11 protein-coding genes and 1 pseudogene are annotated in these 12,767 nt (G+C 66.0%); all 12 read right to left on the bottom strand.

The features are described from left to right. Positions 1-53: 53 nt before the first annotated feature. Positions 54-770 (bottom strand): arsenical resistance protein ArsH, encoded by a 717-nt coding sequence (gene arsH / locus MJ205_RS03730; protein ID WP_239812655.1) that lies wholly within the window; start codon positions 768-770, stop codon positions 54-56. After that, positions 757-1,188: an arsenate reductase (glutaredoxin) gene (arsC, locus tag MJ205_RS03725; RefSeq protein WP_239811244.1), complete on the bottom strand. Its 432-nt coding sequence runs from the start codon at positions 1,186-1,188 to the stop codon at positions 757-759. The genes arsH and arsC overlap by 14 nt, the downstream gene beginning before the upstream one ends. 26 nt (positions 1,189-1,214) lie before the next feature. After that, positions 1,215-2,504: an arsenic transporter gene (locus MJ205_RS03720; RefSeq protein ID WP_239811243.1), complete on the bottom strand. Its 1,290-nt coding sequence runs from the start codon at positions 2,502-2,504 to the stop codon at positions 1,215-1,217. A gap of 27 nt (positions 2,505-2,531) precedes the next feature. Continuing rightward, on the bottom strand, positions 2,532-2,855 hold the full coding sequence (locus MJ205_RS03715; protein ID WP_239811242.1) for an ArsR/SmtB family transcription factor: 324 nt from the start codon (positions 2,853-2,855) through the stop codon (positions 2,532-2,534). A 299-nt stretch (positions 2,856-3,154) separates the two neighbouring features. Beyond that, positions 3,155-4,564 (bottom strand): efflux transporter outer membrane subunit, encoded by a 1,410-nt coding sequence (locus MJ205_RS03710; RefSeq protein ID WP_239811241.1) that lies wholly within the window; start codon positions 4,562-4,564, stop codon positions 3,155-3,157. Positions 4,565-4,566: 2 nt separating this feature from the next. Continuing rightward, the gene (locus MJ205_RS03705; protein ID WP_446715053.1) at positions 4,567-6,585 is read right to left on the bottom strand and encodes an ABC transporter permease; all 2,019 of its coding nucleotides are present in this window, start codon (positions 6,583-6,585) and stop codon (positions 4,567-4,569) included. Further along, the gene (locus tag MJ205_RS03700) at positions 6,582-7,760 is read right to left on the bottom strand and encodes an efflux RND transporter periplasmic adaptor subunit (protein WP_239811240.1); all 1,179 of its coding nucleotides are present in this window, start codon (positions 7,758-7,760) and stop codon (positions 6,582-6,584) included. Before MJ205_RS03700 ends, MJ205_RS03705 begins: the two co-directional genes overlap by 4 nt. Positions 7,761-7,844: 84 nt before the next feature. After that, positions 7,845-8,192 (bottom strand): DUF3325 domain-containing protein, encoded by a 348-nt coding sequence (locus tag MJ205_RS03695; RefSeq protein ID WP_239811239.1) that lies wholly within the window; start codon positions 8,190-8,192, stop codon positions 7,845-7,847. Next, positions 8,189-9,889 carry a PepSY-associated TM helix domain-containing protein gene (locus MJ205_RS03690; RefSeq protein ID WP_239811238.1) on the bottom strand — a complete coding sequence of 567 codons (1,701 nt, stop codon included), beginning with the start codon at positions 9,887-9,889 and terminating at the stop codon, positions 8,189-8,191. The genes MJ205_RS03695 and MJ205_RS03690 overlap by 4 nt, the downstream gene beginning before the upstream one ends. Position 9,890: 1 nt before the next feature. Continuing rightward, positions 9,891-10,184: a DUF3649 domain-containing protein gene (locus MJ205_RS03685; protein WP_239811237.1), complete on the bottom strand. Its 294-nt coding sequence runs from the start codon at positions 10,182-10,184 to the stop codon at positions 9,891-9,893. Between the two features lie 204 nt (positions 10,185-10,388). Then, positions 10,389-11,810 carry a TonB-dependent siderophore receptor gene (locus tag MJ205_RS03680; protein ID WP_239811236.1) on the bottom strand — a complete coding sequence of 474 codons (1,422 nt, stop codon included), beginning with the start codon at positions 11,808-11,810 and terminating at the stop codon, positions 10,389-10,391. Positions 11,811-12,168: 358 nt separating this feature from the next. Then, positions 12,169-12,747 (bottom strand): annotated as a pseudogene (locus MJ205_RS03675) (secretin and TonB N-terminal domain-containing protein); the annotation flags it as partial. Between the last annotated feature and the right edge of the window lie 20 nt (positions 12,748-12,767).

Below are 12,767 nucleotides of genomic sequence, written 5' to 3'. Positions count from 1 at the left end.
GAAGGCCAGCTACTGGATTTGCACCAAGATGCACAGCCCGCCAGCCCCGTCTGTCAGATGCTGCGTTGATTGACCCGATCTGACAGCTGTTGGGCACTTTCACGGCGCTCGCTATAGCGGCTCACCAGATAGTCCGAACAGTCTCGGGTAAGCAGTGTGAATTTGACCAGCTCTTCCATCACGTCCACCACCCTTTCGTAATACGACGAAGGCTTCATCCGGCCAGCCTCATCGAACTCCGCAAAGGCCTTGGCCACGGATGACTGATTGGGGATGGTGACCATGCGCATCCAGCGGCCCAACACGCGCATCTGGTTGACGGCATTGAAGGACTGCGAGCCGCCCGAGACCTGCATCACGGCCAATGTCTTGCCTTGGGTCGGACGAACCACACCCACTGACAAAGGTATCCAGTCGATCTGTGCTTTGAGAACACTGGTCATCGCACCATGGCGCTCCGGTGACGTCCAAACCATCCCTTCTGCCCATTGCGCCAGTTCGCGCAGCGCTTTGACCTTGGGATGGTCTTCTGGCGCACCATCAGGTAAAGGCAAACCACGCGGATCAAAAATCCGGGTCTCGGCACCCATCGTGCGCAGCAATCGCGCCGCCTCTTCGGTCAGCAGCCGGCTGTAGGAGCGTTCACGAACGGAGCCATACAGCAGCAGAATGCGAGGCGCATGCGTGGCGCGCTGGGCGGGCAACAAGCGGTCCAGGCAGGGCTTTTCGAACGCTTGTTCGTCGAGGTTCGGTAGATCAGCGCTTGTCAATTCGATGTCCATTCGCGTCAATGACGGCTTCCCCGTCTTCCTTGCAGAATGCGGCCTGCTGGGGCTGCGGCAGGATGTCCAGCACAGCCTCTGAGGGGCGGCACAGGCGGGTTCCCAGCGGGGTGACCACGATGGGGCGATTGATGAGGATCGGGTGCTGAAGCATGAAGTCCATCAACTGCGCATCCGTCCATTGGGGCTCGCCCAGGCCAAGTTCGTCATACGGCGTACCTTTTTGGCGCAACAGTTCGCGCACTGGCGTGCCCATGGCTAGGATCAGGCCTACGAGGGTGGCGCGATCAGGCGGGGTCTTGAGGTATTCAATGACGACCGGATCCTCCCCGCTGTTGCGGATCAGCGCCAAGACATTGCGGGAAGTGCCGCAGGCCGGGTTGTGGTAAATCGTGATGTCGCTCATCGCAGTTGCTCTCCCGTTGCAAAGGTTCATGAGGCCAGGCTGAGCCGCAGCGCCAGCGCCGCCAGTGTGATGAGCAGCACCGGCATGGTCAGCACCGCACCCACCTTGAAGTAGTAGCCCCAGCCAATGGTTGTGCCCTTCTTGGCGAGCACATGCAACCACAGCAACGTGGCCAGGCTGCCAATGGGCGTGATCTTGGGGCCGAGATCGCAGCCGATCACATTGGCGTAGACCATGGCCTCCTTGACGGTTCCGCTGGCCGTCGACGCATCGATGGACAAGGCTCCGATCAACACCGTGGGCATGTTGTTCATGACGGATGACAGAACTGCAGAGAGCACTCCTGTTCCCAGCGATGCTGTCCATATGCCACCAGCTGCAAATTGGTTCAGCAGCATCGCGATGTAATCCGTCAGACCCGCGTTACGCAGCCCATAGACCACCAGATACATGCCTAGCGAGAACACTACGATCTGCCAAGGCGCACCGTGCAACACTTTCCGGGTGCTGAGCACAGGGCTGCGTGCCGCCACGGCCAACAAGATCGCAGCACCGACCGCTGCCACCGCGCTGACGGGAACACCCAAGGGCTCCAGGGCGAAGAAACCCAGCAGCAGCAAGACCAGGACGACCCAGCCCGCGCGGAAAGTGGCCATGTCCTGGATGGCTGCCGAAGGCTGCTTGAGTTGGCCAAGGTTGTAGCTCGCAGGAATGCTTCCCCGGAAGAACAGCAGCAGCACACCAAGGCTGGCCAGGACCGATACCACCGTGACCGGCACCATCACCGATGCGTAGTCGCTGAACCCGATCTTGAAAAAGTCGGCGGACACGATGTTGACCAGGTTGGAGACGATCAGCGGGAGGCTGGCTGTATCGGCAATGAAGCCAGCCGCCATCACAAATGCCAGCGTTGCGGCTGCCGAGAAGCCCAGCGCGACCAGCATGGCCAGCACGATGGGAGTGAGAATGAGGGCCGCTCCGTCGTTGGCGAACAAGGCTGACACGGCAGCGCCCAGCAGCACGATGAGGGCAAACAGCTTGACGCCGCTTCCGCCTCCCCAGCGTGCACAGTGCAGCGCGGCCCATTCAAAGAATCCGGCCTCGTCCAGCAACAAGCTGATGATGATGACGGCGACAAAGGTCGCCGTGGCATTCCAGACAATGTTCCAGACCACCGGTATATCGGTCCAGTGCACGACACCCAGCAGCAATGCGATACCGGCTCCCAGCGAGGCGCTCCAGCCAATGCCCAGGCCGCGTGGCTGCCAGATAACCAGGGTCAGAGTGAAGATGAAGATCAGAATCGCCGTCAACATGATGAACTGCACCTAGCAAAGACAGCTTCAGCAAGGGCACGAAGCCGAGGCATTTGGCGTGCAAGCCTGGCCCTGACAGCAGTTGTCGACGAGGTACGCGAGCAGGCCATTCATCGCGGGAAACGCCGCGCGATAAAGCACATTGCGCCCCTGTCTCTCCTGGCTCACGAGCTCAGCGTGAGAGAGCTCCTTGAGGTGAAACGACAGCGCATTGGGGGCTATGCCCAACTGCTCGGCCAACGCACTGGGGGTCAGGCCTTCAGGCCCGGCGACCACCAATGCACGAAACACGCGCAGGCGTGCTTCATGGGCCAGGGCAGAGAGGGAGCGGATCACTTGGGCTTCTTGCATTTATCAATGATACAACAATTGTTGAATAATTGATCTAAAAACGCTGGATCCGACCAAGGGAATGACCGCCTTGGCGGATAGCCCTTGAACGGCCGCTTGTGGTCGCCACCACCCTCCACAACGCCTCGACAGCCTGATCCCAGCCCCCAAGCATGCCCCCGCTCATGGCGGCATGCGCGCTAAGGGGCTTGATCAAAAGCGGCTCCATCTCCGGCATGCAAGCCATGGACCAACCGGGCGCGTCACCACCGCACTGGCCACCACCTTGGCGGCATTGGCCAACCAGAAGCGTTAAAGCGCTAGCCCTTGGTGGGCTCGCCCTGCACCTGCCCCCAGCCGCCGCCCAGCGCCTTGTACAAGGCCACGCTGGCGCGCAGGCGCTCCTGGTGCAGCTGCACCGCCAAGTCCTGCGCCTGGTACAGCGAGCGCTGCGTGTCGAGCAGCACCAGCTGGGTCTCGGCGCCGGCGCGGTAACGGGCCTCGGCCAGCGCCAGCGCCTTGCGGGCCTGGCGCAGTTCCTCCTCTTGCGCCAGCGCCTGCTGCTGCATACCGGCAACGGCGTTCAGGGCAGTCTGCACATCGCTGAAGGCCTGGACAATGCTCTGGCGGTAGGCCAGCAGCAGCTCCTCGCGCTGGGCGATCACCAGGTCGCGGTTGGCGGCCAGGCGGCCGGCATCAAAGATGGGCGCAGCCAGGCCAGCGGCCAGCGAGTACAGCGGGTTGTCCAGCACGCGGTGCAGTTGCCGGCCTTGTGCGCCCAGCTCGGCCGTCAAGCTCAGGCGGGGCAGCATCGCGGCGCGTGCGGCTTCCAGGTCGGCATCGGCCGCCTGCAAGCGGGCCTCGGCGCGGGCAATGTCGGGCCGGCGGGTGACCAGCTCGATGGGCTCGCCCTGGTCGATGCGGGGCACCTGCAAGGCCAGCACACTGCTTTGGCTGACGGCAGGGCCTTGCGCCTGGCCCAGCAGCAAGGCCAGGCTGCGCTGGGCATCGGCCTGCTGCTGGTCCAGGGCCGCCAGCGCGCGGCGTTGCGCCGCCACCAGGCCGCGTTGTTGTGCCAGCTCCAGCGATGTGGCCGCGCCAAAATTGGCCTTGGATTCGACCAGCGCCAGCAGGCGCTCGGCGGTTTGCAGATTGCGCTGGGCAATCTCGCCGCGCTCACGCAGGCCCACGTTCAGCAGCCAGGCATCTGCGACTGCGGCGGTGACCGACAGGCGCACCGTGTCGTGGTCAAAACTGCTGGCGCGCAGTGCAGCGCCTGCCGCATCGCGCTGCGACTGCAGACGGCCCCAAAGGTCCAGCTCATAGCTGGCAGCCAGGCCGACGGACAGGTTACGGCCCGTCGTCTCGGCATGGCCGCCCAGCCGGCCCTGGTGCCCGGCCTGGGCCGTGGCATTGACGGTGGGCAACAGCTCGGCCCCGGCATAGCGGGCGCTGGCCTGTGCCTGCTGCACCCTGGCCATGGCGGCGGCCACATCCAGGCTGTGCTGCTGGGCATCGGCCACCAGCGCATCCAGCTCCGCGCTGCCAAAGCTGCGCCACCAGCCCTGGCTGACGGCATCGCGCTGGCCAGTGGCGCCGTCGCTGCGCTGCCATTGGGCGGGCACATCCAGCGCCTGCCACTGCGACTGCTGCACCTGGGGCGGCGCAGACACACAGCCAGCCAGCACCAGGGCTGCTGCCAGCGCGCTGGCGATTGGGAAGATCTGCATACTCACTCTCCTGCCAGGGCCCGTACCGGGTCCAGGCGCGCGGCCGTCTTGGCCGGCATGTAACCAAACACCAGACCGGTGACCACCGCACAGGCAAAGGCACCGGCCATGGCGCGGATGGAAAACACCACGGGAACACCGGCCAGCACCAGCACGGCGCCTACCAGCGCGCCCACCACCAGGCCCACGGTGCCACCGGACAGGGTCACCAGGCTGGCCTCGGTCAAGAACTGGCGCAGGATGTCGCTCTGCCGCGCACCCACCGCCATGCGGATGCCGATCTCCCGCGTGCGCTCGCGCACCGTCATCAGCATCACATTCATCACGCCAATGCCGCCCACCACCAGCGACACCGCGGCAATCAGCCCCAGCATCACCGCCATGCTCTGGCGCGTGGCCGCCTCGGCCTGGATGCGTGCGGCGGCATTGCCGATGCCAAAGTCCTCGCGGCCGCCATGGCGGGCCAGCAGCACGCGGTGAATGGCCGCCTCAGCCTCGTTGACCACCTCGGAGGACATGGCCTCCACCACCACATAGTCTGGCTGGGTCTGCGCCTGGTAGACGCGTGCCCGGCCCGATTGGTAGGGGATGAAGACCATGTCGTCATAGTCCTGCGCGCCCGAATCCGCCCCGCGCTCGCTCATCACGCCAATCACCTCGAAGGCCGAGGTGCCGATGATCAGCTGCCGCCCCAGCGGGTTGGGCGTGTCGGGGAAGAAGTGCTTGTGCGCCTTGTGGCCCAGCACCACCAGCGGCGCCAGGTCGCGGTCCTCGGTGTCCGTGTAGTAGCGGCCCAGCTTGGGCTTCCAGTGGTGCACCAGCGGCATTTCTTCGCTGGCGGCAAACACATAGACCTGCTTGTCGGCATTGCCATAGCGCACCGTGACGGGGTCGCCAATCACCGGCATCACGCGCCGTATCTCGGGCAGCTCACGCAAGGCGTCCAGGTCTTCCTCTGTTATCTGGCCAGCGGGCCCGCCGGTCGCTGGCGGCTTGCTGCCCATGTAGAGGATCGCCGTGCCCATGGTGCCCATCTGCTCGACCACCTTGCGCCGCGCGCCTTCGCCAATGGCCAGCATCACGATCACCGACACCACGCCGATCACAATGCCCAGCAAGGTCAGGCTGGTGCGCACCCGGTTGAGGCGCATGCCCCGCCAGGCCGAGCGCGCGGCCTCCAGCAGCTCGGCCCACAGTGGCGTGGCCGACGCACTGCCGCCCTGGGGCACCGGCGCCAGCTGCATGCGCGTGCCCTCGCCTGTGCTTGCACTCGCAGTTGCAGTTGCGGCGGCGGGCGCTGCTTCGGGCTGGCTGGCGCTGTCGCCCACAATGCGGCCGTCGCTGATCTCGATGACGCGTTGCGCCTGCGCCGCCACTTCGCGGTCGTGGGTGATCAGGATGATGGTGTGGCCGGCGGCGGCCAGCTCGCGCAGCAGCGCCATCACCTCGGCACCGCTGTGCGAATCAAGTGCTCCCGTGGGCTCGTCGGCCAGGATGATGTGGCCGCCATTCATCAGCGCCCGCGCAATCGACACGCGCTGCTGCTGCCCGCCCGAGAGCTGGTTGGGCCGGTTGCCCAGGCGCTCGCCCAGGCCCAGGCGTTGCAGCAGAGACTGCGCGCGCTGCACCCGCTCGCCCTTCGGCAGGCCGGAGTAGATGGCCGGCATCTCCACGTTCTCACTGGCGCTTTCGCTGGCAATCAGGTGGTAGCCCTGGAAGACAAAGCCAAAGGCCTCGCGCCGCAGCCAGGCCAGCGCGTCCGAGTCGAACTGCGCCACATCCTGGCCCTGGAAGTGGTAGCTGCCGTCGCTGGGCCGGTCCAGGCAGCCCAGGATGTTCATCAAGGTGGACTTGCCCGAGCCCGAGCTGCCCACGACGGCCACAAATTCGCCCGCGTAGATATCCAGGTCAATGCCATGCAGCACGGTCACCAGCGGCTGGCCGCTGGCGGGGTCGCCATAGTGTTTGCGAATGCCCCGCAGTGCGATCAGTGGCTGGTTTGCGTCAACCGGGCCGCTCACCATTGCAGCCACCTGGGGCCACGCTCCAGCGCGGTCTCGCCGGTGACGACCTTCTCGCCTTCGGCCAGGCCCTCCAGCACCTCCACCTGGTGGCGGCTGCGTATGCCCAGCTTCACCTTGCGGGTCTGGGGTTGGCCACCGGCATCCAGCACCCGGGCCACATGGGCGCCGTCGCGGGCCTTGTCTTCTTCCACCGCCGTCAGCGCCACCGCCAGCGCCTGGCTGGCACGGGCGCTGACAAACACGACCTGCGCCGTCATCTGCGGCATCAGCTCGGCGTCGTCGTTGCCCACGTCAAACAGCACGGTATAGGCCACGGCCTTGGTGGCGGGTGCCGGCGTCTGCGCATTGCCGGCCGGCTGGGCCTGGCTGGCAGCGGGCGCGGGCAGCACCTGGCGCACCTGGCCCTGCCAGCGCCGGGGCTTGGTCTGGCCCGCGCCCCCCAAGGTGGTGAAGTAGACCGGCATGCCCTCCTTGACCCTGCGCACATCGGCCTCGGACACCTCGGTCCAGACCGTCATCGCCGACAGATCGGCAATGCGCAGGATATTGGGCGTCTGGTAGGTCGCGTTCAGCGTCTGGCCCTCACGTGCCTCGACCGACACCACGGTGCCCGCCATCGGCGCATAGATGCGGGTGTAGCCCAGGCGTGCCTCGTCGGCCTTCAGCGATGCCTGGGTCTGGCTGATCTGGGCCTTCAAGTGGTCCATGCGCGCCACGGCCATGGCCAGGTTGGCCTGGGCAGTCTGCAGGTCTTCCTCGCGTGTGGCCTCGTGCGCGCTCAGCTGCTGCTGGCGTTGCAGCTGCTGGCCCGCCAGCCGGTGCTGGGCCTGCTGCTCGGCCAGCTGGGCACGCAGGCCCGCCAACGAGGCACGGCCCGCATCCACCGTCGCACGCTGCACGCTGGGGTCAATCTCCACCAGCAGATCGCCCTTGGCCACCTCGGCACCGGGCGCCACCTTCAGCTTCAGGATCTGGCCCGAGACCTGGGCACCCACATCCACATAGCTGCGCGGCTGCAAGGTGCCAATCGCCGTCACCGTGGCCTCGATATCCTGGCGCGCCACCGGCTCGCTCTGGTAGGCCATCGCCGGGCGGCCCGACCACCACAGCACCGCCGCTGCCACTACCGCCGCAACGGCCACCACGGTCACTCCTACGCGCGAGGCCTTCATGAGATCTCTCCCTCGGCCACGTTCTTCTGCATACCCTTCATTGCTTCCCCCACCATAGCCCCCCAGTTATTCATTTGCAGGCCGTCAGGCCCACCACCACAAACCCAACAAGGCCAGCGGCGCCAGCGCAGCCGCTGCACGCGCCGCCCAGCGCGGCGCAGCCGCAATCCACAACACTGCTACCAGTGCCCCGGCCGATATCCAACCCAGCCAGGCCACCACCCCCACGGTGGCGCCCCAGCCGCCCACACTGGGCAGCACGGCGGCTGCCAGCAGCAAGCTGCCCAGCAGACGCAGCAAGCGGCTGCGCCGCAGCGGTATGTCTCGCTCGCCCGTCAGTTGCTCATGGTGGCGGTCCATCGCAAAGGCCAGGGCCGTCATGCCGGAAAAGGCCAGCGCCAATGCGTATCCAGATGCTTGCCAACTGGTCATGCGCCCACCTGTACTTTGTTTGCGGTTGAAGATGCCGCCTTGCCCGCCACCAACGCGCGGCGGCGCCACAGCACACGGCAGGCCCAGACGGCGGCCAGGCCAAAGGCCCAGGCGCCCAGCTCCACGCCGGCGCTTTCCCAGTCGCCACGCAGCAGCTGCGCGGGCCAGTGGTCACCCACGCTCAACGCATTCAGCACCGGCAGCAGCAGGCAGAGCGCAGCCAGCAGTGCCATCTGCTCCAGCCAGGCCTTGGCCGGGGCGCGCACAAGGCCATGCAGCAGCGCGGCCAGCCACAGCCCAAAGAAGACGCCCAGCTCCCACTGCGCGCGCTGCGGCAGCTCCAGCGGCAGCAGGCGGTTGGCCCAGAGGTAGCCAATGCAGGCCACACCCAGGCCTGCAATGGCCGCCACATTCAGCCCCTCGATCAAACGGTAGACGGCGGCCGTGGCGCTGCCAAACTCGCCCATGTGCTTGCTGCGGCGTTTGACGACAAACAGGATGGCGCCGGTGGCCATCATGGCTGTGCCTGCCAGGCCGCAGACGAAGTACAGCCACTTCATCACCCAGCCGCCGAACTTGACCATGTGCAGCCCGCCCATCACCGACTGTGCGAGCGAGGCGCCACCGCCTTCGGCTTCACCCGGCATGCGCAGCTGCAGCAGTTCGCCGCTGGCGGCCGAGAACATGGCCATGCCGGTATTGGGGCTCAGGCGCTTGTCGGCATCGGCATCGCTGTTCCAGCCATAGATGCCAACGCGCGCGGCCGCATCACTGGGATGGTCTACCACCACCGCACGCACCGGCTGGCCGATCAGCGCCTGGCCGCGTGCGGCAAAGCTCTCCAGATCGGGGACAGCCATGGCCTCGCCCGAGCGCGCTGGTTTGCCCGGCTCAGCCAGCTCGGCCGCAAAAGTCTGGCGGTCATGGGGCGCCGTGCCGTACTGGCTCCAGATGCCGGCGGGCATAAAGGTCAGGGCCGATATCGCCACGCCGGTGTAGGCAATCATCAGCTGAAACGGCAGGGTCAACACCGCCACCGCGTTGTGCGCATCCAGCCAGCTGCGCTGGCCCTTGCGGGCGCGGAAGGTGAAGAAGTCCTGAAAAATCCGCTTGTGCGTGACCACGCCGCTGATCAGCGCCACCAGCATGGCCATGCCGGCAACACCGACCACCCATAGACCGGCCTGGCCGGCATGCAGCTCGTAGTGGAAATGCACAAAATGCTCGCCACCCATCGTGGCCCGCATCGCGCCATGGTGGCCCTCGGCCAAAGGCTCACCGGTGCGGGTGTCCAGCTCGGCATCGGCGTACTGGCGCTTCTGGTCAAACCAGTAGACCTTCAGGTCGCCGCCGCCTTTGGCGTCGGTCGGCCAGATCTCCCACATCTCAGCGCCCTGGTGGTACTTCTCCATAAAGGCCACGCCCCAGGCCAGGCGCTGGCCCCGGCTGGAGGCCAGGCCGGCGGCCTCGGCCGCAACCTGCTCCGCCTCATGTGCCGCTTCTTCGGCATGGTGCTCGGGCGTCATCCAGTGGCCAATGGCCTCCTGGAACACGGCCAGGGTGCCGGTCAAAAACACCGCATACAGCAGCCAGGAGAACCACAGTCCACACCAGGTATGCAGCCAGGCCTGCGCCTGCCGAAACCCGCCCCGCCCTGCGCCGCTGCCCGGCCGCTTGTCGATCACGGTCTTGCCCATGTCAGCGCCCCAACACCAAGGCGCCGGCTGCCAGCAGCGCGCTGGGCAGTGCAATCCCCAGCCAGACCTTGCCCGGCGAGACCGGCGAGAACGCCCACACCGCCGCCAGCGCATGCAGCGCAAAGCTCCACTGCATGCCGGCCAGCACGGCCTCGGCCCGGGCAGCCGGCAGCACGGCCGCCAGGAAGACGGCCAAGGCGCTGGCCAGCAGGTAGCCGCCGAACACGGCGGCCAGCAGGCGGCTCAGGACGGACAGGCCCGGGTGGGCGCTGGGGGCATTAGGAATGGGGTTCATGGATAGGGGCATCGTGGTGGTTGCGGAGTAAACAATTTTTGAGGTCGCCAATGGGCCTTTTCAGGCCCCTCCTCTTACATGACAAACGAGATGCAAAAAAGGGCCATTTGGTTTGTAAGCACCTGTCGAGGATCCCCCCGCCTGTCGCAGCGGGTGGGCCCTCAAACGGTACTGGTTCAAGCCAACGCCCCGGCGCTTTTTTGTTTAGAAGGTCCCCCGCAAAGTCAGCATCGCGCTGCGCGGGCTGCCGTAGTAGTTGCTGCCGCTCGCATAACCCACCGACTGGTAGTAGGTCTTGTCGAACAGGTTGTTGATGTTCAGGGTCACCGTCCAGCGCGGGTCGACCTTGTACTGCAGCATGGCATTCCACACGGCGTAGCCGCCTTGGGTGAAGTCATAGCTGCGCACCGGGTTCCAGTCCGCGTCATACAAGGTGTCCTTCACATAGTGCTTGCTCTGGATGTGGGCGCTGGTCCCCACGCGCCAAGCAGATAGCTCGCCCGGCAAGGTATAGGCCGTGCTCAGCTTGAGCAGATGGCGCGGCGTGATGCTGCTGAAAGGCGCACCTTCGGTCTCATCGCGGGTGGAAACATAGGTGTAGCCCGCCGAGGCTTGCCAGCCCGGACGCAGCTCGCCGCCCACTTCCACATCAAAGCCCCGGCTGGTGACCCGGCCCTGTGGCAGGTAGCAGCAGTTGCCCGACCATTCCTCGTGGTTGCTGGGGTAGCGCGTGTCGAGCACCGCCGTGCCCGTGCGCGCTACATGGAAGACACTGAAGGTGGCATTGAGCTTGCCCTCCATCAGTTCACCCTTGAGGCCGGCCTCATAGCTCTTGCCCTTGACAGGCGCCAGCGAATCACCGGGCGGCGGGCCCGACTTGGACAACGCCTGCGGCTTGAGGATGGAGGCATAGCTCAGGTAGGCAGACCATTGGCCATTCAGGTCATAGATCACGCCGCCATAGGGGCTGAACTTGCCCGGCTCACTGAAGCGGCTGCCCGATGCCAGCTCCCAATTGCCGGCCGCATCCATCGACTCATACACCTGGTTGAACTTGTACTTGGCATAGCGCCCACCCAGGATGACATGCAGCCGGTCGGTGGGATGCAGGCGCAGCACGCCATAGCCGCCCAGCTGCTTTTGCCCCCAGGGGTTGTAGCGGCGCGAGACCGGGCCCGCCGCCGCTGGCTGCCAGCTGCCGGGGTTGAACACATCAATCGGCACCACACCTGATGGATCGCTGGAGTAACCCACATTCCAGAAGCTCTCAACGCTCTGCCGGTCCACACCCAGCACCAGCTCATGCGTGCGGCCCAGCAGCGAGAAGTTGCCCGAGAGACTGGCATCCACCACGGTCTGGGTGTTCTTGTACAGGTAGTGTCCGCCGCCATTCCAGGTCACGCCGGTGCCGGTTTCGCGGTCCAGTGCGCCATAGCCAAAGGCAGTGGTGCCGTCGTAGTCGGACGAGGTACGGGTCACGTTCAGCTTGGCGCGCCAGTTCGGGTTCAGCCTGTGCTCCAGCGCGGCAAACAGCTCGGAGTTCTGGGTGAAGCCGGTGGACCACGGCTGGGTCAAGCTGGTGTTGCGCGGCAGGCCGATGTCGCTGCCATCGTTGTAGCGCGGCACATCGCCACCGCCCTCGCCGCGCCTGCGGATGTTGGCGCGGCTCAGGCCCGCCGTCAGCAAGGTGTCGGGGCTCAGATCGGCCTCGATGATGCCGTAGAAACTGGGGCGAGCGTTGGTGCTTGATATCGATGAAGGAGTCACTGTCGGTATAGGACAGCACCGCCCGGCCACGCACCCGGCCTTCCAACGCCAGCGGCCCGGTCACATCGAGCATGCTGCGGTAGTTGTTCCAGCTGCCCAGCGACTGCTGCACCGTCACACGCGGCTCGGCCAAGGGCTTTTTGCGCACGATGTTGATGATGCCGCCCGGATCACCCACGCCGCCCAGCAGGCCGGATGCGCCCCGCATCACCTCGACCCGGTCGTAGAAATCCATGTTCTGCGCGGCGCTGTAGGTGAAGTTGGAGATGTTCAGCGGCGCGCCACCATCGACCTGCATGCTGTCAATCTGGAAACCGCGCGAGAAGAAGTTCGCAGCCTCGGCATTGGTCAAGGTCGTCGTGATGCCCGGCGTGGCAGCCAGCGCATCGCGCACCTCGGTCAGGCGGCGGTCATCGAGCTGCGCCCGCGTCACCACCGATACCGACTGCGGAATCTCGCGGAAAGCCAGGTCGGACTTGGAGGCAATGCTGGTCACCCGGCTGGTGTAGGAGCCGGTGTCTTCGGTGGTGCCGTCCACCGCGCGGCGCGCCTGCACCCGCACCTCGGCCAAGGTGCTCTCGCGCGTGGGCGCCGTCTCTACCGTCAAGGTGCCATCCTGCATGCGGCCCTGCAGGCCGCTGTTCTTGAGCAGGCTGTCGAGCGCCTCGCGCAGCGGCAGCTGGCCATGCAGCGCTGGCGCCTGGCGGCCGGCGGCCAGCTCGGGGGCAAACACCAGCTGCAGGCCGGCTTGGCGGGCAAACTGGTCCAGCGCAGCGGCCAGCGGCTGGGCGGCCATGTCAAAGCGCTGGGTCTGCG

Origin of the sequence: Comamonas sp. B21-038 (assembly GCF_022387135.1) — a bacterium.
Taxonomy (GTDB): Bacteria; Pseudomonadota; Gammaproteobacteria; order Burkholderiales; family Burkholderiaceae_C; genus Comamonas; species Comamonas sediminis.
Note: the sequence above shows the minus strand (reverse complement) of the source record. Positions and strands in the feature narration are given on the sequence as shown.

Coding starts and splice junctions, on each gene's coding strand:
- MJ205_RS03720 (WP_239811243.1), bottom strand. CDS start 2,504: ATGTTGACGGCGATTCTGATCTTCATCTTCACTCTGACCCTGGTTATC.
- MJ205_RS03685 (WP_239811237.1), bottom strand. CDS start 10,184: ATGAACCCCATTCCTAATGCCCCCAGCGCCCACCCGGGCCTGTCCGTC.
- arsC (WP_239811244.1), bottom strand. CDS start 1,188: ATGAGCGACATCACGATTTACCACAACCCGGCCTGCGGCACTTCCCGC.
- MJ205_RS03710 (WP_239811241.1), bottom strand. CDS start 4,564: ATGCAGATCTTCCCAATCGCCAGCGCGCTGGCAGCAGCCCTGGTGCTG.
- MJ205_RS03715 (WP_239811242.1), bottom strand. CDS start 2,855: ATGCAAGAAGCCCAAGTGATCCGCTCCCTCTCTGCCCTGGCCCATGAA.
- MJ205_RS03700 (WP_239811240.1), bottom strand. CDS start 7,760: ATGAAGGCCTCGCGCGTAGGAGTGACCGTGGTGGCCGTTGCGGCGGTA.
- MJ205_RS03695 (WP_239811239.1), bottom strand. CDS start 8,192: ATGACCAGTTGGCAAGCATCTGGATACGCATTGGCGCTGGCCTTTTCC.
- MJ205_RS03690 (WP_239811238.1), bottom strand. CDS start 9,889: ATGGGCAAGACCGTGATCGACAAGCGGCCGGGCAGCGGCGCAGGGCGG.